The following is a 22,629-nucleotide window of genomic DNA, read 5'->3' as shown; positions in this document are numbered from 1 at the left end:
CGCGCCGCCTTCTGCGTCTGTCAGTCGGGAATCGGCAGCGTCAGCGTCTCTTTCACTTCTTCCATCACGATGTAGCTCTTCGACTCGCGCACGTGCGGCAGTGTCAGCAGCGTGCTGCCCAGCAGCTTGCGGTAGGAGGCCATCTCGCTGATCCGTGCCTTGAGCAGGTAGTCGAAATCGCCGGACACCAGATGGCACTCAAGCACGTTCGGCAGCTTCAGCGCCGCCCGTCGGAACTCCTCGAAAATGTCGCCGGATTTGTACGCCAGGCTGATTTCCACGAACACCAGCAGGCTCGCCTTGAGGTAGTGCGGATCCAGCTTGGCGTAGTACCCGGTGATGGCCCCGTCGCGCTCCAGCCGACGTACCCGCTCCGTGCAGGGCGTCGTCGACAGGCCCACCCGCTCACCCAGTTCGGTGAAGGAAATCCGGCCCTCGGCCTGCAGAATGCGCAGGATCTTCCGGTCGATCTTGTCCAGCTCGCGCGCGCGTACGGCCATCGTGTCAGCCTCTCGAGGATGTTTGCAGGACAATATCCTGCCTCAGCTCCAAAAAACAGGCGAATTGATTGGTTTCGGCTGACTATACTTCCTCAATTGTGGTCCCGGCACGCTTATGTGCAGGGAATGATCGGGTTGGAGAAGTGTCATGCGCGTTCTAGTCCTTGGCAGTGGGGTAATCGGCACCACCAGTGCCTGGTACCTTCGGCAGGCCGGGTTTGAAGTCACGGTCGTCGACCGCCAGCCCGGTCCGGCGCTGGAAACCAGTTTCGCCAATGCCGGCCAGCTGTCATTCGGCTACACCTCACCGTGGGCCGCCCCCGGCGTGCCGCTCAAGGCGGTCAAATGGCTGTTCTCCGAACATGCCCCGCTGGCCATCCGGCCCGGCCTGGACTGGCACCAGTACCGCTGGCTCGCCCAGATGCTGCGCAACTGCACCCACGCGCGTTACGCCATCAACAAGGCGCGCATGGTGCGCATGTCCGAGTACAGCCGCGACTGCCTCAATGAACTGCGCACCCAGACCGGCATCCAGTTCGAAGGCCGCGACCTCGGCACCACCCAGCTGTTCCGCACCCAGCAGCAGCTGGATGCCTCGGCCCAGGACATCGAAATTCTCGCCCGGTACGACGTGCCCTACGAAGTGCTGGACCGGGCCGGCATCATCGCCCACGAACCGGCGCTGGCCGCCGTTGCCGACACCCTGGTCGGCGCGCTGCGCCTGCCCCGTGACCAGACCGGCGACTGCCAGCTGTTCACCCGTCGCCTGGCGCAGATGTGCGTCGATGCCGGTGTCGAGTTCCGCTTCGACCAGGACATCGCCGGCCTGCAGACCCAGGGCGACCGTATCACCGGAGTGCACATCAACGGCGCGCTGGAAACCGCCGACCGCTGTGTGGTCGCGCTGGGCAGCTATTCGCCGGCCCTGGTCGACCCGCTCGGCCTGCGCCTGCCCGTGTACCCGCTGAAGGGCTACTCGCTGACGCTGCCGATCACCAACCCGGCAATGGCGCCTACCTCCACCATCCTGGACGAAAGCTACAAGGTGGCCGTGACCCGCTTCGACGACCGCATCCGCGTCGGCGGCATGGCCGAGGTCGGCGGCTTCGATCTGTCCCTGTCGCCGCGCCGCCGCGCCACCCTTGAGAAGGTCGTGCGTGACCTGTACCCGGAGGGCGGTGATCTGAGCCGCGCCGAGTTCTGGACCGGCCTGCGCCCGGCCACGCCCGATGGCACCCCGGTGATCGGCGCCACGCCGTACCGCAACCTGTTCCTCAACACCGGCCACGGCACCCTCGGGTGGACGATGGCCTGCGGCTCCGGCCGTTACCTTGCCGACCTGATGAGCGCGCGCCAGCCGCAGATCAGCACCGAAGGCCTGGATATCTTCCGTTACGGCCACGCGGCCGCATCCGTACGTCATAGTGAGCCTGAAGCATGCGTCCCGCCCGCGCGTTGATCGACCTGGATGCATTGCGCTCCAACTACCGTCTGGCCCGTGAACTCGGTGGCGGCCGCAAGACCCTGGCCGCGATCAAGGCCGACGCCTATGGCCACGGTGCCGTGGCCTGCGCGCGCGCGCTGCAGGACGAGGCCGCCGATGCGTTCGGCGTGGCCTGCATCGAAGAGGCGCTGGAACTGCGCGAGGCCGGCATCACCACTCCGATCGTGCTGCTGGAAGGCTTCTTCGACGCCGACGAACTGCCGCTGATCGTCCAGCACGACCTGTGGTTCGCCGTGGCGGCGCCCTGGCAGGTCGACGCCGTCGCCGCGTTCCAGACCACGGCCACGCTGAGCATCTGGCTGAAGCTGGACAGCGGCATGCACCGGCTGGGCCTGTCGCCGGCCGACTTCCGGGCCGCGCACGCCCGTCTCGGCGCGCTGCCGCAGGTCGGGCCGATGGTACTGATGAGTCACATGGCCCGCGCCGACGAACTGGACAGCCCGCGCACCCGCGAGCAGGCCGCCGTCTTCGCGGCCGCCATCGACGGCCTCGCCGGTGAGACCAGTCTGTGCAATTCGCCCGCGCTGCTGGGCTGGCCGGATGTGCGCAGCGACTGGGTGCGCCCGGGCCTGATGCTGTATGGGGCCAACCCGTTGCCGGTCGCATCGATGGCGACCGAACGCCTGCGCCCGGTGATGACGATGGAATCGAAGATCTTCGCCGAGCGCTGGATCGAAGCGGGCGAGCCGGTCGGCTATGGCGCCCGTTTCGTCGCCGAGGAGCGCACGCGGGTCGGCGTGGTCGCCCTGGGCTACGCCGATGGGTACCCGCAGTTCGCCCCCAATGGCACCCCGGTGCAGATCGATGGCCAGCCCGGCCGGGTGATCGGGCGGGTGTCGATGGACATGCTGACCGTGGACCTCACCGATCTGCCGCAGGCCGGCATCGGCAGCACCGTGACCCTGTGGGGCGCGTCGCCGCGGCTGGATGTGCTGGCGCCGCTGTGCGGGGTGAGCGCCTATCAGCTGCCGTGTGGGGTCAAGCGCGTGCCGCGCCGTTTTCTGCACGCCTGACCCGCAGCGCCGGCCCGGTAAAAAAAAGGCGGCACCCGCAGGGGCGCCGCCTTTTTCCGGTGTGCCACGCCCGTTCAGCGGCTGGCAGTGGCCGGCGCGCGCACGTCACGCTGGATCCAGTCGTCCAGCAGCTTCTTCTCGTACCGCAGCGGGTCGGTATCGCTCTGCAGGCCGATGTTGTGCAGGTAGCCGGTATCCACCAGCTTGCGCTCGCCCTGGGACACCACCGTACCCTGCGCATCCTTCAGGGTGAATGTCAGCGAGATGCGCGGCGGATAGATGTCGCGCATGATCCGCACGTCGCTGGCGCGCGGGCCATGCCACGGCTCATAGTCGCCGGCGCGCTTGATGTCGGTCAGCGTCACATCCAGCGTCTGACCCGGCTGCAACTGCTTTCCGGCGGCGGTCTGCACGTACTGGCCCAACTGCTGCACCCAGTTCCCGCGCTCCGCATCAAACCGATTGGTGCTCTTGCGGATCTCGGTGAACTGCGCCGGATCGGTCCACTGCACGCGCACCGGGCCATCGCCGCTCAGCGCCCGCGGGGCCTGCGGGTCCGTCACGGTCCTTGGGCCCGCGGCCTGGGCCGCCCCCATCGCCAGCACGCACGCCAGCGCGGTGCTGATGATCATCGAACGTTTCATGGCATGTCCTCCTGCGTCATTGAGACAGGGAATACGAAAGGCAGTGTGATCCTGATCCGGGTGAGGGACAATCCTTTCACCGCGCCCGCTCCACCGGCGTTGCCGCCAATTCATCGGCGTCAATCCCACCCTTGGCGCTTGACGCTGCGAATACGCGCTCTGGAACATCCTGTGTCCCTCTGTTACGCCAGTTGCCCACTTGACGCCTTTGTCCAGCCTGCCCCCTACCACCCTGGAACGTCCCCCGGTCATGATCCCGGCGTCTGACCCCGTCCTGCACCGCGGGGTGCTGGAACGGATGAATGCCGGGTTCTGCATCATCCAAGTGCTGTTTGATGGCGATCATGCGGTGGATTACCGCTTCCTGGAGGTCAACGACGCCTTCGAGCGCAATACCGGTATCACTGACGCCGTCGGCAAGCGCATGAAGGCGCTGCAGCCGCAGCATGAACCGGAGTGGTACCGGCTGTACGGGCAGGTGGCACGCACCGGCACACCGCTGCAGTTCGAGCTGGAGGCCCGCGCGCTGTCACGCTGGTATTCGGTGGAAGCGGTGCGGGTGGGCGATCCGGCCGATCACCACGTGGCGGTGCTGTTCTTCGACGTGACCGCACGCAAGCAGATCGAAGTGGAGCTGGCCGAAAGCGAGGCGCGCTTCAGCGCGCTGGCCGATGGCCTGCCGATGCCGGTATGGGTGCTGGACGAGCGTGGCCACGCCCGCTTCGTCAACAGTGCCTTCACCGAGTTTTTCGGCGGCGACGAACAGCGTGTGCCCGAGGATGTCTGGCGCGGCCTGGTGCACCCCGACGATGCCTCCGTGTTCGAGTACGAACTGCAGGAAGCGCTCAAGGCGCAGCGGTCCATGCATGCACTGGTACGCGGGCGGCGCGCCGATGGCCAGTGGCGCTGGCTGGAAATGAACGCGCGCCCGCGCTTCTCGCGCATGGGTCGTTTCATCGGCCTGGCCGGCAGCAGCCCGGACGTGACCGAACGGCGTGAAATCGAAATGGCGCGCGAGGAGCTGCTGCAGTCCGAACGCGCCGCGCGTAGCGCTGCAGAGAACATGGCGCGGGTCAAAGATGAATTCCTGGCCACGCTGTCGCATGAGCTGCGCACACCGCTGACCACCATCCTGGGCTGGAGCGAACTGCTGCTCCAGCGCATCGATGAGACCAGCCCGATGTACAAAGGGCTGGGCGTGATCGCCAACAGCGCAATGGCGCAGAAGCGCCTGATCTCGGACATGCTGGACCTGAGCAGCATGCTGCTGGGCAAGGTGCAGCTGGAAGTGGAAGTGCTGGACCTGCGCGCGCAGCTGATCGAGGCGATGCGCGCCCAGGAGCTGGTAGCCGAGGGCAAGGCGCTGAACACCAGCCTGGTGCTGCCCGACGACCCGTGCCTGGTGCTGGGCGATGCCACGCGCCTGCAGCAGATACTGTGGAACCTGCTCTCCAACGCAATCAAGTTCACCCCCGCCGAGGGCACCGTCGCGGTGACCTTGGCTGCCGATGCCGGGCACTGGTCGATCACCGTGACCGATTCCGGCGACGGCATCGCCCCCGAGTTCCTGCGCCACCTGTTCGGCCGTTTCCGTCAGGCCGACGGCACCACCACCCGCCGGCATGGCGGCCTGGGCCTGGGCCTGGCGATCGTGCAGCAGCTGGTGGAACTGCATGGGGGTGCGGTGGCGGCCAGCAGCGATGGCCAAGGCCACGGCGCAACGTTCACCGTGCGTCTGCCACGTTACCAGCCGCAGGCCGACGGGCGCCCGCTGCGCGAGGTGTTCAGTGGCCCGATCAACGAGCAGATCATCGAGCCCTTCCCGCTCAAGGGCCTGCACCTGCTGGCCGTGGAGGACCAGCCGGAAGTGCTGGAGTACCTGCGGCGACTGCTCGAAGAGCAGGGGGCCCAGGTCACGGCGGCCGCCTCGGCCGGCGAGGCCCTGGCCCTGCTCGATGCGGGTGGACACGCCGCAATTGACGTGCTGCTGACCGATATCGGCATGCCCGGCATGGATGGCTACGGTCTGGTGCGGACCCTGCGCGAGGACATCGGCGTGGACGCCCAGGTGCTGCCCGCCGTGGCGGTCACGGCGCTGGCCCGTGCCGACGACCGCAAGCGGGCATTGGCCTCCGGCTTCCAGGAGCACGTGGCCAAGCCCTATTCGGTGGCGCAGCTGGTCTCAGCGGTACGGACGGTGCTGGCCGCGCGCTAGCCGTGTTGCCGGGCCGTATACGCCCGGCTTGGCACACTGGGCTGCCGTAGTCCGGAGAACGCCATGTCCCGCCTTGCCCCCGCCGTGCATACCGACCCCGCCGACATCGCCGCGTTGGAGGCGCTGCTGCCGCAGCTGCGTGGCCAGACCCAGGTGGAGCTGACCCTCGTCGATGGCCGTCGCCTGCTCGGCACGGTGGCGGTGCAGCCCACCGTGCAGCAGTACCGCGACGCCGCGGAGAACGAAGGCAGCAACGGCCAGTTGCGCCTGGATGACCTGGATGCGCCGGTGCAGCAGCACCTCGTATGGCTGGACAGCATCGCCGCCGTACGCCAGCTGCCGCCGCGCGAGTGAGCCTGCGCCCGGCACCGCAGTGCCGGGCACCGCGTCGTTCAGTGCGTGAAGACCTCGGCTTCGGCCTCGAAACGGCGCGCATAGGCGCGTTCGTCGGCGATCCTGCCTACTTCGTCATCGGCCATGTCCGGCGCGCCGTACACCGCATATGCCACGGTGCCATCGGCGGTCTTGCCCACCTGGTGCAGCCGGTAGCGCGAATGGCCGCCGCCGGTGTCCTCGGGGTAGTGCACCGGCGGGTGGTTGCCCTCCAGGTCCATTTCGCTGTTGTCCACCACGCCGCCGACAAACAGTGCACGCATGAGTCATCTCCATCTCGAGGGGAGCCTCCACCCTGACGGCACGGGTGTTGCCGTGGCATCAACGGGACGTTGAATAAACGCAAAACCGGGCCGTACGGACGAACCGGTAGAATGGCCCCCTCTTTTGACGATGTGCCCCCCTGCATGGCTGCCCAGCACGACGCCCCCCTGGAAACCCTGTTCCTGCCGTTCGCCAACGGCGCGCTGTCCTGGCCCGCCGGCCCGGTGCTGTTCCTGCGCGCCCGCGACGGCTGGCCGCTGCGCGAACACGCCCAGCCGGCGCAGCTGGTCTGCGAGCAGAGCTTCCGCCCCTTCGCCGATGCGCTGGAGGCCAGTGGCTGGCAGGTGCGCGATGAGCAGCAGCTGATCGATGACACCACCCGCTATGCGCTGGTGCTGGTGCTGCCGCCGCGCCAGCGCGAGGAGGCACGCGCCCTGTTCGCACGCGCGCTGGCGCTGGCGGCGCCGGGCGGCACCGTCGTGGCCTGCCAGCACAACAACGAAGGCGCGCGCTCCGGCGAAAGCGATCTGCAGTCGCTGGCCGGTCTGGGCGGAAAACTCACCAAGAACCATTGCCGTGCCTACTGGACCGCACCGCTGAACGGCCAGCACGACGTGGCGCTGGCACAGCGCTGGGCCAGCCTTGACGCACCGCGCGCCATCCTCGGCGGGCGCTTCCAGAGCCGCCCGGGCATCTTCGCGTGGGATCGCATCGATCCGGCCTCGGCGCTGCTGGTCGAGCAGCTGCCGGCCGACCTGGCCGGCGTCGGCGCCGATCTGGGCAGCGGTTTCGGTTACCTCTCGGCCGAAGTGCTGGCCCGCTGCCCGGGCGTGACCGCGCTGGACCTGTACGAAGCCGAAGGCCGCGCGCTGGCACTGGCGCGCGCCAACCTGGCCGCGCTGGGCAAGCCGGCCGCGCTGAACTACCACTGGCACGATGTCACCGCCGGCATCGAAGGCCGGTACGACTTCATCGTCACCAATCCGCCGTTCCACACCCCGTCCCGTGCCGACCGCCCCGACATCGGCCAGCGGTTCATCGCCGTGGCGGCGGAGGCGCTGCGCCCGGGCGGGCGCATGTGGCTGGTGGCCAACCGCCACCTGCCGTACGAGCAGATCCTCAATGAGAGCTTCGGCCAGGTGCGCGTGGCGGCCGAGCGCGACGGTTTCAAGCTGATCGAGGCCACCAAGGCCAGCAGGAGCCCCCCCCCCGTCAGGACCCCGCGCAGCACCGAGCCGACGTGGGGCCGCGGAGGCCGCGCATGAAGCTGGTCAAGCTGTTGGCGAACCTCGGCTATGGCAGCCGCAAGCAGGTGCAGGGGATGTTCCGTGCCGGGCTGATCACCGACGCTGACGGCGAGGTGCTGTACGCCGACGACGTGGTTGCGCATGAGGCGATCCGTGTTGAAGGCGAGCCGCTGGACCCGCCGCAGGGGCTGACCGTACTGCTGCACAAGCCGCGCGGTTACACCTGCTCCACCAAGGACACCGGCCGGTTGATCTACGACCTGCTGCCGCCGCGCTTCCGCGAGCGGTCGCCGGTGCTGTCCTCGGTGGGCCGGCTGGACCGCGATACCAGCGGGATGCTGCTGATGACCGACGATGGCGCGCTGCTGCACCGGATCGTCTCGCCGAAGTCGCGCCTGGACAAGGCCTACGAGGTGACCCTTGCCGAGGACCTGCGGGGCGATGAAGTGAGCCGGTTCGCCAGCGGCACGCTGCTGCTGGAATCGGACGACAAGCCCTTGCTGCCCGCTGAACTGGACGTGCGGTCACCGCGCCAGGCGCAGCTGGTGCTGCATGAAGGTCGTTACCATCAGGTGCGTCGCATGTTCGCCGCCGTCGGCAACCATGTAGAAGCGCTGCACCGCAGCCGCATCGGCGGGTTGTCGCTGGGCGACCTGGCCGAAGGCCAGTGGCGCATGCTCGATGCCACCGACCTGGACACCCTGTTCGACGTCCCATGACCGCCATTGCCGCGCTGCCGTTCCTGCCCGACGCCGTCATCTTCGATATGGATGGCCTGATGATCGACAGCGAACGCGTGTCGATCGCCTGCTGGTCGGCGGCGGCGCGGGAGCTGCAGCTGCCGTTCGCGGAGGACTTCTGGCTGGGGATGGTCGGCCTGGGTGACCGTGACTGCGAGCGCCTGCTGCTGGAGCACATCCCTGCCGGGCAGGTCGCCGCGCTGTTCGCGCGCTGCCACGCTCTGTACGAGGCGCGTACCCAGGCGGGCCTGCCGCTGCGGCCGGGCATCGTGGACATCCTTCAGTTGCTGCAGGCGCATGACATTCCGCGCGCGGTCGCCACCTCCACGCGGCAGCCGCGTGCGTCGCGCAAGCTGCACGCGGCGGGGCTGCTGCCGTTCTTCGAGGTGGTGGTCACCAGCAGCGACGTGGCCCATCCCAAACCGGCGCCGGACATCTACCTGCTGGCCGCGCAGAAGCTGGGCAAGGCACCCGCGCGCTGCCTGGCCCTGGAAGATTCGCCGGCCGGCATCCGCGCCGCGGTAGGCGCCGGCATGACGGCCATCCAGGTCCCGGACCTGGTGCGCCCTGACGACGCGCTCCGCGCCCTGGGTCACCGCATCGTCGACTCGCTGCTCGACGCCCGCACGCTCCTGCTGCCTTTGCTGCCCACCAGGTAGAGCCGACGTCCAGTCGGCTGCGCTGCGCCGCGCGACCAGCCGACCAACGGTCGGCTCGACCGGTGCACGCGGATGGCCCCCACCTGGCCGCGCAGAAAAAAGCCCGGCGCTTGGCCGGGCTTTCCTTCGCGCGTGGTCCGCCTGGATTCACACCCGGCCGAACACCAGCGCAGCGTTGGTGCCGCCGAAGCCGAAGCTGTTGGACATCACCGTGTTCAACTGTGCATTGTGGCTTTCGCGCACGATCGGGAAACCTTCCACCAGCGGGTCCAGCTCGCCGATGTTGGCCGAGCCGGCGATGAAGCCGTCGCGCATCATCAGCAGGCAGTAGATCGCTTCGTGCACGCTGGCGGCGCCCAGCGAATGGCCCGACAGCGCCTTGGTCGACGACAGCGGCGGCACGTTTTCGCCGAACACCTCGCGCACCGCCTTCAGCTCGGTGACATCGCCCAGCGGGGTCGAGGTGCCGTGCGTGTTGAGGTAGTCGATAGGGGCGGACAGATTGGCCATTGCCATGTTCATGCAGCGCACCGCGCCCTCACCCGACGGTGCCACCATGTCGGCGCCATCGGAGGTGACGCCATAGCCGACCAGCTCGGCATAGATGCGTGCGCCACGCGCAACGGCATGGTCGTAATCCTCCAGCACCAGCATGCCGCCACCACCGGCGATGACGAAGCCGTCGCGGTCCTTGTCGTACGGGCGCGAGGCACTGGCCGGGGTTTCGTTGAAGCGGGTGGACAGTGCGCCCATCGCATCGAACATCACGCTCATCGACCAGTGCAGGTCTTCGCCGCCACCGGCGAACATCACGTCCTGCGCGCCGTGCCGGATCAGGTCCGCGGCGGCGCCGATGCAATGTGCCGACGTCGCGCAGGCGGCCGACAGCGAATAGCTCAGGCCCTTGATCTGGAACGCGGTGGACAGGCATGCCGACACCGTGGAGCACATCGTGCGCGGCACCATGTACGGGCCGACCTTGCGCACGCCGCGCGCGCGCAGGATGTCGGCCGATTCGACCTGCCACTGGCTGGAGCCGCCGCCGGAACCGGCGATCAGGCCGGTGCGCGGGTTGGCGACCTGGTCGGCCTCCAGGCCGGCATCGGCGATCGCATCGCGCATGGCGATGTACGCATACGCCGACGCGTCGCTCATGAAGCGCTTGAGCTTGCGGTCGATCTGCGCGTCCAGGTCCAGTTCGATGTTGCCGCCCACGTGGCTGCGCAGGCCGGCGTCGGCGTGGTCGGGCAGAGTGCGGATGCCGGCGCGGCCTTCACGCAGCGCGGTGGACACGGTGTCCAGATCGTTGCCCAGGCACGAAGTGATGCCCATTCCGGTAATGACGACGCGACGCATCAGAAGTTCTCAGTGGAAGTGAACAGACCCACACGCAGGTCCTTGGCGGTGTAGATTTCGCGGCCGTCCACCAGCATGCGGGCGTCGGCCTGCGCCATCACCAGCTTGCGGTTGATGACGCGGGTGATGTCGATTTCATAGCTGACCTGCTTGGCCTCGGGCAGCACCTGGCCGGTGAACTTCACCTCGCCGCAGCCCAATGCACGGCCGCGGCCGGGAGCGCCCAGCCAGGTCAGGTAGAAGCCGGTGAGCTGCCACATCGCATCCAGGCCCAGGCAACCGGGCATCACCGGGTCGCCGATGAAGTGGCACCCGAAGAACCACAGGTCCGGGCGGATATCCAGTTCCGCGCGTACCAGTCCCTTGCCGTGTGGGCCGCCGTCCTCGCGGATATCGGTGATGCGATCGAACATCAGCATCGGATCGTTGGGCAGGCGACCGCTGCCCGGGCCGAACAGTTCGCCGCGGGCGCTGGCCAGCAGCTGTTCGCGCGAGAACGCGTTGAGACGAGTCATGAAAAGCGCAATCCTGAAGTTGTCATCGGGTACATCCGAGCGCCGCTCGGCTGCTCTTGATAAAAGACAAGTGTTCAAGAGTGCAGAGGAAAATCGTTTCAATCAAACGTTTTAACCGTACGCCAGCGTAGTGTTTTCAGGTTCAAAAACGCATGTTGTTGTTATGAAAAGACCATACTCAAGCGTGTGGCTGTAATCTTGTTCATCTGACCCGAGTCCGTCACGCCGTGCCCGCCCTCCGCAAGATCATCCACGTCGACATGGACGCGTTCTACGCGTCGGTGGAGCAGCGCGACGACCCCGCGCTGCGTGGCCGGCCGGTGGTGGTGGCGTGGAAAGGCGCGCGCTCGGTGGTGTGCGCGGCGTCGTACGAGGCGCGGGTGTTCGGCATCCGCTCGGCGATGCCGGCGCTGCGTGCCGAGCGGCTGTGTCCGGACGCGGTGTTCGTGCCGCCCGACTTCGCCCGTTACAAGGCAGTGTCGCGCCAGGTGCGTGAGATTTTCCTGCGGCATACCGACCTGGTCGAACCGCTGTCGCTGGACGAGGCCTACCTGGACGTGACCGTGCACAAAGGCGGCATGACAGTGGCGACCGAGATCGCGGCGATCGTGCGGGCGCAGATCCGCGAGGAAACGCAGTTGACCGCGTCGGCCGGGATCGCGCCGAACAAGTTCCTGGCCAAGATCGCCTCGGACTGGCGCAAGCCGGATGGCCAGTTCGTGGTGCCGCCGCATCGAGTCGAACAGTTCCTTACGCCGTTGCCGGTCAAGCGGGTACCCGGCGTGGGCAAGGTGATGGAAGGCAAGCTGGCCGAACTGGGCATCGTCACCGTGGGCGATCTGCGCGCGTTGCCGCTGGAGGTGCTGGAAACGCGTTTCGGCAGCTTCGGCGCCAGCCTGTACCGGCGCGCACGCGGCATCGACGAGCGCCCGGTGGAACCGGACCAGCCGGTGCAGTCGATCTCCTCGGAGGACACCTTCGCCGAGGACCTGCCGCTGGATGCGCTGGACGCGGCCATCGTCGAGCTGGCCACGAAGACCTGGCAGGCAACGCGCAGAACCGAGCGGGTCGGGCATACGGTGGTGCTGAAGCTGAAGACCGCGCAGTTCCGCATCATCACCCGCAGCTTCACGCCGGAGTCGCCGCCGGACACGCTGGAAGAACTGCGCGATATCGCGCTGGCGCTGCGCGCGCGCGTCGACCTGCCGGATGACACGCGCTATCGCCTCGTTGGCGTCGGGCTGGGGGGGTTCCGCGAGCGCGAACCGGTGCGCCAGCCCGGCCTGTTCGATCACCTCGACGAGGCGTGACCGCCGCTTACGGCCAGCGCATCTCGCCTTTGGCGACCTTGGCACTCAACGCCAGTGAATCCACTCCCTGCAGGCGCGGGTAGCGCGTTTTCATCGCCGCGACCAGGGCATCGGCGTCGGCACTGCGCGCGGCTTCCGCATCGAAGGCACGGATATAGGCTGCGGTGAAGTCCAGCGCGCCGACATCCAGCGCCGCGCCCGTGGCGTAGTGCCCGGGAATGACGCGCACCGGTTTGAGTGCCTTGATCTTCGCCAGGGTCGCCAGCCAGTCCGCGTGCGACTGCGCACTCTGCGTATCGGCCATCCAGACATGCTCGCCACTGACCACGGGAATGCCGCCGAGCACGGTCCGCAGCGCGGGAATCCACACCACGGTCCGGTCCGGGGTGGGGCCGTCCAGCCCGATGATCTGCAGCGTCTGCCCGTCCAGTGTGAGGGTGTCGCCGTCGAGGACCTGCGGCACCACGATGCGCGCAGGCGCGTCGGCACCCATCTTCGGCCCCCAGTAGGCGAGCTTGCCGGCCTGCGTCGCCTGGATGTGGGCCACCGTCTGCGCGGTGGCAACGATCCGGGCGTCGGGGAAGGCGTCCTGCAGGGTGGCCAGGCCGAAGTAGTAGTCGGGGTCGCCGTGGCTGATGTAGAGGGTGGTCAGGCGCTTGCCGCTGGCGCGGACACGCTGCACCAGGTGTGCCGCATCCGACGCCGCGAACTGGGCGTCGATGAGGATCGCGTCGTGCTCGCCGGTGACCAGGCTGGAGGACACCTGGAACAGCGCCTTCGCGCCCGGATGGTAAGGCTGCACCTGCAGCGGTGCGCGTTGCGTGGTGGCAGGGGCTGCATGGCTGGCCGCAGGTGCAGCCACGCCGAGTGCGGCGCCGACGGCCAGCGCCAGCAACAGCGGGGCGCGCGAAAGAGGGGGCATGGTGTGGGGTCCTGTGCGACAGGGCCCCGGCGGCATGCCGGGGCCTGGTGGAGCCGGGGCGGGTCGGGCCGTTCGTCAGTACGCGACGGTGGCGATCTGGCGCAGGTACCGCGGCGTCTCGATTTCGTTGACGAACGCGTCGGCGTAGTCGGCGTAGCTGATCCGGCTATGGCCGTCGGCACTGGCCAGGAAGGCCTTGGCCTGGGTGCGGAAGCCGCCCTGCTGCGGGCCCGGGCCGATCTCGGCGGCGGGAGAGTAGAAGGTCCAATCCAGATCATCGATGCCCTGGTAGACCTTGAAGGCCTCTCGGTGCGCCAGCGCGATCGGCTTGTAGGCGTCGGGGAACGTGGGGGTGTCCACCAGCTGCACGCCTGGCGCGACCTCCAGACTGCCGGCACCGCCGACCACCACCACCCGGCGCACGCCGGCCTGGCGCGCGGCCCCGGTGAGGTGGGTAGCCACGGCGGCCACGTCGGCCGGGGCGTCACCCGGGCGCGGGCCGTAGGCGCTGGCGAGTACGTCATGGCCGGCGATCACGGCGGCCAGGGCATCGGTGTCGTCCAGCGCGGCGACGGCCAGCGTGGCGCCGTCCAGTTCGGCAGGCAGCGCGGTGTCGCGGCGCACGATGGCCGTGACCTGGTGGCCGCGGGCGAGGGCCTGGCGGGCGATTTCACGGCCGATGTTGCCGGTGGCACCAACAAGCGCGATTTTCATGGGGCGAGATCCGTTGCGGGAGGAAGGCCAGCATATGCGCCTGAAATCGTCCGAAAAACCGCGTATAACGGCCTAATTTGTTGCGTAGAACGATCAAATGGACCGCATGACCGCCATGAACGTGTTCGTCGAGGTGGTCGAGCGCGGCAGCCTGACCGCCGCCGCCGAGGCGCTGGAGATGTCGCGGGCGATGGTCACCCGCTACCTGGCCGAGGTGGAGCGCTGGCTGGGCGCCCGCCTGCTGCACCGGACCACGCGCCGGATCAGCCTCACCGCGCCGGGCGAAGCCGCGTTGCTGCGCTTCCGGCAGATGCTGGCGATCGGCGAGGAACTGCACGGCGAACTGGCCAACGACAATCCAGAACCGCATGGCCTGATCCGGGTCACGGCCAGTGTCTCGTTCGGGCAGATCCACCTGGCAGCGGCGGTGGCGGACTTCGTGAAGCGGCATCCGTTGACGCGGGTCGAACTGCTGCTGGTGGACCGCGTGGTGAACCTGGTCGAGGAACGCGTGGATATCGCCGTGCGCATCTCGCGCGCGATCGATCCGGCGCTGATCGCGCGGCGCCTGGCGCCGTGCCGCTCGGTGCTGTGCGCGGCACCGTCGTACCTGGCCGAACGCGGCGCGCCGACGACTGCCGACGCGCTGGCCTCGCACAACTGTCTTACCCACCACTACGTCGGCAAGAGCGTGTGGCACCTGAAGCGCGACGGCCGTGCGATTGCCGTGGCCGTGGGTGGCAACATCAGCGCCAACGAGGCGTCGCTGCTGCTGGAAGCGGTGCGCGCCGGCGCCGGCATCGCGATGCTGCCCACCTACCAGATCGGCCCGCTGCTGCGCAGCGGCGAACTGATCGAGGTACTGCCGGACTACGAGGTGGAGGGCCTGGGCATCCACGCGGTGTATGCGTCGCGGCGGCAGTTGCCCACGATCATGCGCAGCTTCCTGGATTTCCTCGTGGAGCGCTTCTCCAGCCCGGCGTTTCTGTCGCGGATCTGATCGCAGGACGCCGCGTACAATGGCGTTCCCACGTCGTTGAAGTGAGCCACGCCTTGTCCTGTCCGTATCCGTTGGTGGTGTTCGATCTGGATGGCACGCTGGTCGACAGCGCGGCCGATATCGCCGAAGCGCTGAACCGCACGCTCGAAGACTGGCAGTTGCCGCGGGTTCCCGAGGCCACGGTGCTCACCTGGATCGGCGACGGCGTGCGCCGGCTGGTGGAGCAGGCGTTCACCGCGGCGGGCAGTGATGCCGATCTGGACGCGGTCATGCCCGGCTTCATGCGCCACTACGAGGCCTGCCTGCTGCGCAGCCCGCGTCTGTTCGAGGGTGTTGAAGCGGCGCTGCAGGCGCTGCGCGAGCGCAACGTGACGCTGGCGATCTGCACCAACAAGCCGTCAGCGTTGGTGGCGCCTCTGCTGCGGCATTTCGGCCTGCAGGATCTGTTCGCGCTGGTGCTCGGCGGCGATTCGCTGGCCGAGCGCAAGCCCAGCGGCGTGCCGTTGCGGCATATCGCCGCCCACTTCGGGCTGGCACCGCAGGCGGCGCTGATGGTGGGCGATTCGATCACCGATTACCGTGCTGCCGTGGATGCGGGCATGCCGGTGGCGCTGGTGCGTTACGGCTATCCGCGCGGGCTGGACCTGGAGACGGTCGAGGCGGTAGCGGTGGTGGATGATCTGCGCGATCTGCCGGGGGTGTCCGCGCGCGGGTGAGGGAGGCGCCGACCCACGGTCGGCACCCACCGGATGCCTGTCTGCACCCCTGCGTGCGGGACGGCGGCGATGCCGCCATCCCGGTGCCTCAGTTCGGCTGGTAGCGCACGCTCAGGCGGTACTCGCGGCCGGGCTGGTTGTACCAGGCCACCGTTTCGTAGTCGCGGTCGAACAGATTGCTCACCCGGCCAAGCACCGACCAGTCGCGGCTGATTGCGTACTCCAGACGCAGGTCGACGGTGCCATAGCCGCCCAGGCGCACGGTGTTGGCGGCATCGTCATAGCGCTTGCCCGCCCCATTGGCGGTAATGCCGGCGCGGAAGTCGCCGAAGCGGCGGTCGATGTCCAGGCGCGCGGTGTTCTGCGCGCGACGCGCCAGCCAGTTGTCGAACTGCGCGCTGCCGTCGGTGCGGTTGCGCGGATCGGTGTGGCTGAGCTGGGCGCTGATATCGACGCCGGCCACGGTGATGGCACCGGTCAACTCGGCGCCGCGGATGCGCGCCTTCTCCACCTGCGACATCATGAAGGTGGTGGCGTCGTAGGTGATCAGGTCGTCAATGCGGGTCTCATACACATCCAGGCCCCATCGCCAGCCATCGCCCTGCTGGGCAATGCCGAGGTTGGCGCTCCGGGAGGTTTCCGGGTCCAGCGTCGGCACGCCGCTCCACGGGTCGTACAGGTCGCTGAAAGTCGGTGCCTTGAACGCGGTGCCGTAACTGGCGTTGAGGCGGAAGCCGCCATCCAGTTCCATGCCCCAGCCGAGGCTGCCGGTGGTGTGGTTGCCGAACTGCTCGTTGTCGTCGTTGCGCACGTTGGCCTGCAGGTGGTGCGCGCCGAAGCGGCCCTGGTACTGCACGAACACGCCGGTGTTGTCGCGGCTGTCGACACCGTAGCCGGCGCTGCTGCCGTCCAGGTTGTCCTGGCTCCAGTCCACGCCTGCGCTGAGCAGCTGGCCTTCGACCACGCCGATGTCAGCCTGTACCGACGCGGTGTCACGGTGGGTCTGCGCCGCGCCCAGCCACGTGCTGCCGTTGTAGTTCTGCGACTCGTTGTCAGCCCGGCCGGCACTGACGGTCAGATTGAAGCGCGCGCCCGGGGTGTAGCGCACCTTGCCGCCCAGCACCTGCTGCAGCGTTTCCGAATAGTTGTAGTAACCGTCGTAGTGGTTCTCGCCTTCGGCGCGCAGCGCGGTGCCTTCCACGTGCCAGGCATCGCCCAGCGCGTAGCCGCCACGCAGGCTCATCGACAGATTGCGGTAGCCGTCGCGGTCGGGCTCGTCGGCGCCGCAGCCAGCGAACGTGATCGGGTTGCCGCGGCAGGCATTGATGCCGTCGGTGTGCTGGTAGGCGATGTCGGTGCCGAACCAGCCGCGCTCGCCGCTGCCACCGAAGCCGCCACTGGCCTCGCGCAGGCCGTTGCTGCCGGCGCCCAGCTGCAGGTGCGGGGCGAACTGGCCGGCGTTGCGACGGGTGAATATCTGGATCACGCCACCGATCGCATCAGCGCCGTACAGGCTGGACTGCGGGCCGCGCACGATTTCCACGCGTTCGATCTGCGCCAGTGGCAGGTCCTGGAGCATGGCCAGGCCGAGATCGCCGGTGTTGATGCGCACGCCGTCCACCAGCACCAGGGTGTGGGCCGAGTTGGTGCCGCGGAGGAACAGCGAGCTCTGCTTGCCCAGGCCGCCGCTGTTGTTGAGGTTGATGCCGGCACGGCCGCGCAGCAGGTCCTGCAGCGACGGCGCCTGGCTGCGCTCGATCTCCGCGCGGTCGATCACCTGCGCAGGCGAGATGCTGTCCTGCAGGGCGATCGGCGTGCGCGTGGCGGTGACCAGGACCTGGTCCAGTGCGGTTGCCTCATCCTGGGCGGCCGCCATCAGCGGCAATGTCGACAGCACGGCCAGGGAGAGAATTCGGGTTTGCAGCTTCATCGTGGACTCCGGGTGCCGCGCACGCCCGCGCGGCAAAGGGTGGGGAAGGTCGCGACACGTCGCGATCCGTCGTCTCCCAGGCCGGTCTCCGGACTTGCGGGTGGATGGCAGCCCCATCCCACCAGGCGCCTTCCCATGCCGAAGCACAGTGGCGTACTGCCTGGTGTCTCCACGCTTACCGTTGCGGGGGCAGTGCCGGAGTGGCGGACAGGCATTGCCTGACGCGTCACCGGCTTCCCGTTTCAACCTGCCGGCATACGCCGCAGGTCACCTGAAAGTGGGCGAAGTCTAAGCCATCGGCCCGGGCCGATGGGACGCAGCGGTTAGAATGCGCCTCGTCTTTTCGATGTGATCCCCATGACCCCACTGTGGTTGCAGCACCCATGCGCGGACGCCCGTGCGTACCGCCGGCCCACCGCAGCGCCGGGTACAGGGGGCATGGCGTGATCCTCGACCTGATCCGCCACGCCAGCACCGGCCGCGACAACCACCTGGATGGCCGCACCGATCCGCCGCTGGACGCGGACAGCACCGTGGCCCTGTGCGAGCGCTACGCGTCGCTGTCCTGGCAGCGCGTGCTGAGCTCACCACGCACGCGTGCAATGGGCACCGCCGACGCACTGGCCGTGCCGCGCGGGCTGCACGTGGAGGCGCACGAGGAGTGGGAAGAACTCGACTTCGGCGACTGGGACGGGGCGGCACTGGACGCCTTGCCGATGGAGGCCGTGTCGGCCTTCCACCTGGACCCGCACGCCAATCCACCGCCGCATGGCGAAAGCTGGGGACACTTCGAGCGCCGCATCGCGCGTGGCCTGCACCGCCTGCTGGATGATCCGGAGCCGGTTCCCACCGTTGTCGTCAGCCACGGCGGGCCGTTGCGGATGGTGCTGTCGCAGGTGTGTGGCCTGCCACTGGCGATGTGCTGGGCATTGCGCATCGATCACGGCACGCGGCTGCAGCTGCGCGTGGAGCGCGACGAGGATCGCCTGTGGGGCGAGCTGCTGGAACTGCAGCAACCCTAGCGGTCGTCCTCGTCATCCTGCGGCTCGGGCGTGCGGTCGTAGACCGGCCCGGACGCTGGTGGCGCCTTCTTCAACGGGTTGTCGGCGATGATCGCGTCGTAGGCGGCAACCAGTTCAATCCGCCGCGCCTCCGGCAGTTCCTGCCAATGGCAGTCCTGCAGCGCGCCTTCCAGCGAGTACAGCAGGTTGAGGCTGGGCTTGAAGCCGGCGCGCTTGACCTTCACGAACGCGCCCACCGCACCGGCGGCGATCAGATCCTCCGGGGTGCGCAGCCCGACCTGACGCAGCCAGGCTGCGCTTTTGGGGCCGATGTTGCGCAGTTTGGCACTCATCCCAGCGCCTCGACGAACACCGCGGCGATCGCTTCCAGACCGGCCTGGTCCTCGGCGTCGAAGCGGGCCAGCGACGGGCTGTCCAGGTCGAACACGCCGATCAGCGTGTCGCCCTTGACCAGCGGCACCACCAGTTCCGAGCGCGAGGCCGAATCGCACGCGATGTGGCCGGGGAAGGCATCCACGTCCTCGATCCGCTGGGTGCGTCGCTGCGAGGCGGCCGCGCCGCACACGCCCTTGTCCAGCGGGATGCGCACGCAGGCCGGCAGGCCCTGGAATGGCCCGACCACCAGCTCGGTGCCGTCGTAGAAATAGAACCCGACCCAGTTCAGGTGGGGGAGCGCGTGGTAGACCAGCGCCGACAGGTTGGCCGCGTTGGCGATCCGGTCGCGCTCGCCGTGCACCAGGGCGCGTGCCTGGGCCAGCAGCTGGCCGTACTGTTCCGGCTTGCTGCCGGTGAGCGTGGAAGTATCGAACATGCCCGCAGTCTAGCAAGCAGGGCCGTCGCCTGCGCCGGGCGCAGTGCAACGCAGCGATGCACCGTCGCGGCGGGCGGCGGCAGGCCGATAATGGGCGCTTTCCTCCCGGAGACGTCCATGTCCCTGCCCGTGTCGTTGCCCGCTGCCCTGTACGTGACCGGTACCGATACCGGGATCGGAAAGACCTTCAGCAGCTGCGTGCTGCTGCATGCGCTGCGCCAGCGTGGCCGGCAGGCCGTGGGCATGAAGCCGGTGGCCAGCGGCTGCATCCGCACCGCCGAGGGCCTGCGCAACGAGGATGCGACCGCGCTGATGGCGGCCAGCGACCCGATGCCGTCCTATGACGATCTGAACCCGTTCGCGCTGGAGCAGCCCCTGGCGCCGGAGATCGCCGCCGCCGAGGCCGGCGTGACGCTGTCGCTGGGCCCGATCGAGACGGCGTTCGGCCGCCTGCGTGCCAGCGCCGACACCGTGGTGGTGGAAGGGGTGGGGGGCTGGCTGGCACCGCTGTCGGGCACGCTCGACCAGGCCGACCTGGTGCAGGCCCTGCAGCTGCCGGTGGTGATGGTCGTTGGACTGCGGCTGGGCTGCCTCAACCACGCGCGCCTGACCGCTGCGGCGATCCAGTCCAGCGGGGCCACCTGCATCGGCTGGATCGCCAACGAAGTGGACCCGTCGATGGCGCGTCGCGACGAGAACATGGCCCTGCTGCGTGCACGCCTGCCGATGCCGTGCTGGGGGCGCCTGCCGTACGCGCCCGGGGCCGACCCGGCCACGTTGGCCGCGCGGTTGGCCATCTAGCTAGCCGCGCGCGGCCGCCTGCAGGGTGTGGGCGATGCGGCCGAGCGTGGCGATCGCACCGACGTAGCGCTCATCCAGCTCCTGGCAGCACGACAGGCGCAGGCAGTGGCGGTAGCGCGCACCACGTGAATACACCTGGCCCGGCATGAACACCACGCCCTCGGCCAGCGCCAGGTCGAACAGCGTCCCGGCCTCGATGTCGACGGGCAGCTCCACCCACAGCAGAAAACCGCCGGTTGGCTGGGTGGCGCGGGTGCCGGGGGGGAAATGCTGCGCGATCAGGCTGCGCACGCGGCCGACCTGCTCGCTGTACAGCCGCCGCAGTCCCCGCAGGTGGTGTTCGTAACTGCCCGCTTCCAGGAACGCGGCCACGGCCTCGCCGAGCAGGCGCGATTCGGCGCCGGTGGACTGGAACTTGAGCAGTTGGATGTCCGCGGCGAAGCGACCGCCGTCCAGCCAGCCGATCCGGTAATCCGGTGCCAGCGTCTTGGAGAAACTGCTGCACACCATCACCCAGCCTTCGTCATCGAAGGATTTGAGCAGCGGCGCGAGCGGTTCCTGGTACTGCAGCTCGGCGTACACCGCATCCTCGATCAGCGGGATGCGGAACTGATTGACCAGCGCGGCCAGCCGCTGCTTGGCAGCGACCGGCATGGTGCAGCCCAGCGGGTTGTGCACGCTCGGCATCGCCACGATCGCGGCCAGCGCGCGGTGCTGCAGCTGTGCCTCCACCGCGTCCACGTCCAGGCCGTGGCGCGGATCGGTGGGCAGTTCGATCGCCTTCAGTCCCAGGCTGCCCAGCAACGGGTACAGATTGAAGTACGAGGGGGCTTCGATACCGACCGCATCGCCGGGGCGCGTCACCGCGCGCAATGCCAGCTGCAGCGCCTCCATCGCGCCGTGGGTCAGCACCAGCCGCTCCACGCTGGTGTGCAGGCCCAGGCGTGGACCACGCCGCACGATCTGCTCCAGCAGCCGCGTGGCCGCATTCGGGCGCGCATAGGTTTCGACCATGCCCGCCGAACGCCGCAGCACCTGCGCGGTGCTGCGCGCCAGCTTCGCACCGGGATAGAAGCGTTTGCCGCGCGGGCCGGCAAAGGCCAGGTCGACGACGCCCGGCTGCTGCTGGGCGGCCAGTACGCGGGCCATCATCACCTGCTGCGCCGGGGCGGTCGCCAGTGACGGCGCCTGGCGCAGCGAACGGGTGGGCTCGGGCAGGCGCGGGCTGACCACGAAGCCGGCCTTGGGCCGCGGCATCACCAGCCCGGCGTCTTCCAGTTGACGGTAGGCGGCGATCACGGTGTTCAGGCTCAGCCTGCGCTGCGCGGCCAGGCCGCGCAGCGAGGGCAGGCGTGCACCGGCCGGCAACCGGCCGCTGTGGATCGCATCGGCCATTTCATCGGCCAGGGACTGGTAAAGGTTGGCTGCCATGCGGGCTCATCCACGGAAATCTGTATCCATCCGGATGCAGCGACTCTGGCGCTGTATCCGCTGGTCCGCGCAGCCTAGCATGGCCTGGCCAGCCCGGCGGACGCCACCCGCCGCGCATCCCGTACTTCCCTCGCGCACGGCGGTGCCGTGTTTCGCCGTGCGCTTTTTTCCCGTTCCCTCAGCGCGCCGACAGCGTCGATACCAGGCGCGGGGTGTCGCGGTACAGCGCCGGGTACTGGCGCTTCAGCGCCTCGACCTTGGGCAGGTCGTTGATGCGGATGTACAGCGATTCCGGGTGCAGGGTGAGGTAGTTCTGGTGGTAGTCCTCGGCCGCGAAGAAGCGCTTGCCGCCATCGACCTGGGTGACCACCGGCGCGGCCCACACCTTGGCGCGTTCCAGCTGGGCGATGTAGGCGCGGGTGGCATCGCGCTGTGCCGGGTCGTCGATGTAGATCGCCGAGCGGTACTGGGTGCCCTGGTCGGGGCCCTGCCGGTTGAGCTGGGTGGGATCGTGCACCACCGAGAAGAACACCTGCATCAGCTGTGCGTAGCTCACCTGGCTCGGATCGTAGGTGACCTGCACCGCCTCGGCATGGCCGGTGGTGCCGCTGCCCACGCGCGCGTAGCTGGCTGTGCCGGCGTTGCCGCCGATGTAGCCGGACACCGCGTTGTTGACGCCCTTGATGTGCTGGAACACCCCCTGCACGCCCCAGAAACAGCCCCCGGCGAACACCACCTGCGCACGCCGGCTGCCCGGCTGCGCAACGTTGGCCGGCCCGCTGGGCGCCGGGACGCTGACCATCGCGGCCGCCGCGTGGGCGGGACGGTCCAGGCTGACCACGGCGGTCACGGTCAATGCCGCAATGACACCGGCAATCCCGCCGGCCACCAGTTTGTCGATAGTGAGCTTCATCGAAGGCCT

At 68.6% G+C, this 22,629-nt stretch carries 24 protein-coding genes and 1 riboswitch; of the genes, 12 read left to right on the top strand and 12 right to left on the bottom strand.

The genetic code is table 11. The features are described from left to right. Nucleotides 1-20 precede the first annotated feature (20 nt). Entirely contained in the window at nucleotides 21-500 is a 480-nt protein-coding gene (locus ACPEH8_RS15655; RefSeq protein WP_017356503.1) for an Lrp/AsnC ligand binding domain-containing protein, read from the bottom strand. A gap of 148 nt (nucleotides 501-648) precedes the next feature. Here ACPEH8_RS15655 and ACPEH8_RS15650 point away from each other — a divergent pair, with 148 nt between their 5' ends. Continuing rightward, the gene (locus ACPEH8_RS15650) at nucleotides 649-1,959 is read left to right on the top strand and encodes a D-amino acid dehydrogenase (protein ID WP_423667365.1); all 1,311 of its coding nucleotides are present in this window, start codon (nucleotides 649-651) and stop codon (nucleotides 1,957-1,959) included. After that, entirely contained in the window at nucleotides 1,938-3,017 is a 1,080-nt protein-coding gene (alr, locus tag ACPEH8_RS15645) for an alanine racemase (protein ID WP_017356501.1), read from the top strand. The genes ACPEH8_RS15650 and alr overlap by 22 nt, the downstream gene beginning before the upstream one ends. A 74-nt stretch (nucleotides 3,018-3,091) precedes the next feature. On the opposite strand, the gene ACPEH8_RS15640 is transcribed toward alr, so the two are convergent. Continuing rightward, the gene (locus tag ACPEH8_RS15640) at nucleotides 3,092-3,661 is read right to left on the bottom strand and encodes a DUF3016 domain-containing protein (RefSeq protein WP_136003528.1); all 570 of its coding nucleotides are present in this window, start codon (nucleotides 3,659-3,661) and stop codon (nucleotides 3,092-3,094) included. Nucleotides 3,662-3,911: 250 nt separating this feature from the next. Here ACPEH8_RS15640 and ACPEH8_RS15635 point away from each other — a divergent pair, with 250 nt between their 5' ends. Further along, nucleotides 3,912-5,876 carry an ATP-binding protein gene (locus tag ACPEH8_RS15635; protein WP_136003530.1) on the top strand — a complete coding sequence of 655 codons (1,965 nt, stop codon included), beginning with the start codon at nucleotides 3,912-3,914 and terminating at the stop codon, nucleotides 5,874-5,876. 63 nt (nucleotides 5,877-5,939) lie between these two features. Beyond that, nucleotides 5,940-6,230 carry a DUF3247 family protein gene (locus ACPEH8_RS15630; protein ID WP_017356498.1) on the top strand — a complete coding sequence of 97 codons (291 nt, stop codon included), beginning with the start codon at nucleotides 5,940-5,942 and terminating at the stop codon, nucleotides 6,228-6,230. A gap of 38 nt (nucleotides 6,231-6,268) precedes the next feature. Here the strand turns inward: ACPEH8_RS15630 and ACPEH8_RS15625 are convergent, their stop codons facing one another. Further along, nucleotides 6,269-6,532: a hypothetical protein gene (locus ACPEH8_RS15625; protein ID WP_017356497.1), complete on the bottom strand. Its 264-nt coding sequence runs from the start codon at nucleotides 6,530-6,532 to the stop codon at nucleotides 6,269-6,271. A gap of 144 nt (nucleotides 6,533-6,676) precedes the next feature. On the opposite strand from ACPEH8_RS15625, the gene ACPEH8_RS15620 reads away from it, so the two are divergent. Genes ACPEH8_RS15620 through ACPEH8_RS15610 form a run of 3 tightly spaced genes read left to right on the top strand, consistent with a single transcriptional unit; the run spans nucleotide 6,677 to nucleotide 9,179 of the window. Continuing rightward, nucleotides 6,677-7,798 (top strand): class I SAM-dependent methyltransferase, encoded by a 1,122-nt coding sequence (locus ACPEH8_RS15620; protein WP_423667362.1) that lies wholly within the window; start codon nucleotides 6,677-6,679, stop codon nucleotides 7,796-7,798. After that, complete coding sequence (locus ACPEH8_RS15615; protein WP_017355691.1) at nucleotides 7,795-8,499, top strand: pseudouridine synthase; 705 nt, start codon at nucleotides 7,795-7,797, stop codon at nucleotides 8,497-8,499. Before ACPEH8_RS15620 ends, ACPEH8_RS15615 begins: the two co-directional genes overlap by 4 nt. Then, entirely contained in the window at nucleotides 8,496-9,179 is a 684-nt protein-coding gene (locus tag ACPEH8_RS15610; protein ID WP_017355692.1) for an HAD family hydrolase, read from the top strand. The genes ACPEH8_RS15615 and ACPEH8_RS15610 overlap by 4 nt, the downstream gene beginning before the upstream one ends. A gap of 147 nt (nucleotides 9,180-9,326) precedes the next feature. On the opposite strand, the gene fabB is transcribed toward ACPEH8_RS15610, so the two are convergent. Next, nucleotides 9,327-10,535, bottom strand: coding sequence for a beta-ketoacyl-ACP synthase I (gene fabB / locus ACPEH8_RS15605; RefSeq protein WP_136003535.1), 1,209 nt, complete (start codon nucleotides 10,533-10,535; stop codon nucleotides 9,327-9,329). Further along, nucleotides 10,535-11,050, bottom strand: coding sequence for a 3-hydroxyacyl-[acyl-carrier-protein] dehydratase FabA (gene fabA / locus ACPEH8_RS15600; protein ID WP_017355694.1), 516 nt, complete (start codon nucleotides 11,048-11,050; stop codon nucleotides 10,535-10,537). The genes fabB and fabA overlap by 1 nt, the downstream gene beginning before the upstream one ends. 227 nt (nucleotides 11,051-11,277) lie before the next feature. Here fabA and dinB point away from each other — a divergent pair, with 227 nt between their 5' ends. Beyond that, a complete protein-coding gene (gene dinB, locus ACPEH8_RS15595) occupies nucleotides 11,278-12,360 on the top strand; it encodes a DNA polymerase IV (RefSeq protein ID WP_017355695.1) in 1,083 nt (360 codons plus the stop codon). A 7-nt stretch (nucleotides 12,361-12,367) separates the two neighbouring features. On the opposite strand, the gene ACPEH8_RS15590 is transcribed toward dinB, so the two are convergent. Together ACPEH8_RS15590 and ACPEH8_RS15585 are read right to left on the bottom strand one after the other, a co-directional pair. Then, nucleotides 12,368-13,282, bottom strand: a complete 915-nt coding sequence (locus tag ACPEH8_RS15590; protein WP_017355696.1) for an MBL fold metallo-hydrolase — start codon at nucleotides 13,280-13,282, stop codon at nucleotides 12,368-12,370. Between the two features lie 75 nt (nucleotides 13,283-13,357). Continuing rightward, the gene (locus tag ACPEH8_RS15585; protein ID WP_136003537.1) at nucleotides 13,358-13,996 is read right to left on the bottom strand and encodes an NAD(P)-dependent oxidoreductase; all 639 of its coding nucleotides are present in this window, start codon (nucleotides 13,994-13,996) and stop codon (nucleotides 13,358-13,360) included. A 97-nt stretch (nucleotides 13,997-14,093) separates the two neighbouring features. Between ACPEH8_RS15585 and ACPEH8_RS15580 the strand changes: the two genes are divergently transcribed. Then, nucleotides 14,094-14,996: a LysR family transcriptional regulator gene (locus ACPEH8_RS15580; protein ID WP_017355698.1), complete on the top strand. Its 903-nt coding sequence runs from the start codon at nucleotides 14,094-14,096 to the stop codon at nucleotides 14,994-14,996. 53 nt (nucleotides 14,997-15,049) lie between these two features. Next, a complete protein-coding gene (gph, locus tag ACPEH8_RS15575) occupies nucleotides 15,050-15,712 on the top strand; it encodes a phosphoglycolate phosphatase (protein WP_153164938.1) in 663 nt (220 codons plus the stop codon). A gap of 88 nt (nucleotides 15,713-15,800) precedes the next feature. Here gph and btuB read toward each other — a convergent pair whose 3' ends face one another. Beyond that, entirely contained in the window at nucleotides 15,801-17,642 is a 1,842-nt protein-coding gene (gene btuB / locus ACPEH8_RS15570) for a TonB-dependent vitamin B12 receptor (RefSeq protein ID WP_423667359.1), read from the bottom strand. 62 nt (nucleotides 17,643-17,704) lie between these two features. Continuing rightward, a riboswitch (cobalamin riboswitch) is annotated at nucleotides 17,705-17,932 on the bottom strand. Between the two features lie 153 nt (nucleotides 17,933-18,085). Between btuB and ACPEH8_RS15565 the strand changes: the two genes are divergently transcribed. Then, nucleotides 18,086-18,664, top strand: coding sequence for a histidine phosphatase family protein (locus tag ACPEH8_RS15565; protein WP_026070723.1), 579 nt, complete (start codon nucleotides 18,086-18,088; stop codon nucleotides 18,662-18,664). Here the strand turns inward: ACPEH8_RS15565 and ACPEH8_RS15560 are convergent. Both ACPEH8_RS15560 and ACPEH8_RS15555 read right to left on the bottom strand, forming a co-directional pair. Continuing rightward, nucleotides 18,661-18,996 (bottom strand): TfoX/Sxy family protein, encoded by a 336-nt coding sequence (locus ACPEH8_RS15560; RefSeq protein WP_017355702.1) that lies wholly within the window; start codon nucleotides 18,994-18,996, stop codon nucleotides 18,661-18,663. The genes ACPEH8_RS15565 and ACPEH8_RS15560 overlap by 4 nt on opposite strands. Then, entirely contained in the window at nucleotides 18,993-19,475 is a 483-nt protein-coding gene (locus tag ACPEH8_RS15555; protein WP_153164936.1) for a GAF domain-containing protein, read from the bottom strand. The genes ACPEH8_RS15560 and ACPEH8_RS15555 overlap by 4 nt, the downstream gene beginning before the upstream one ends. A gap of 117 nt (nucleotides 19,476-19,592) precedes the next feature. On the opposite strand from ACPEH8_RS15555, the gene bioD reads away from it, so the two are divergent. Continuing rightward, entirely contained in the window at nucleotides 19,593-20,276 is a 684-nt protein-coding gene (gene bioD, locus ACPEH8_RS15550; protein ID WP_423667356.1) for a dethiobiotin synthase, read from the top strand. On the opposite strand, the gene ACPEH8_RS15545 is transcribed toward bioD, so the two are convergent. Beyond that, nucleotides 20,277-21,707, bottom strand: coding sequence for a PLP-dependent aminotransferase family protein (locus ACPEH8_RS15545; RefSeq protein ID WP_136003547.1), 1,431 nt, complete (start codon nucleotides 21,705-21,707; stop codon nucleotides 20,277-20,279). Nucleotides 21,708-21,885: 178 nt separating this feature from the next. After that, nucleotides 21,886-22,620, bottom strand: coding sequence for a peptide-methionine (S)-S-oxide reductase MsrA (gene msrA, locus ACPEH8_RS15540; protein WP_423667353.1), 735 nt, complete (start codon nucleotides 22,618-22,620; stop codon nucleotides 21,886-21,888). Nucleotides 22,621-22,629: the final 9 nt, after the last annotated feature.

This window comes from Stenotrophomonas sp. NPDC077461 (assembly GCF_049545475.1).
GTDB classification, from domain to species: Bacteria; Pseudomonadota; Gammaproteobacteria; order Xanthomonadales; family Xanthomonadaceae; genus Stenotrophomonas; species Stenotrophomonas nematodicola.
This window is presented reverse-complemented; position numbering and strand designations above follow the sequence as displayed.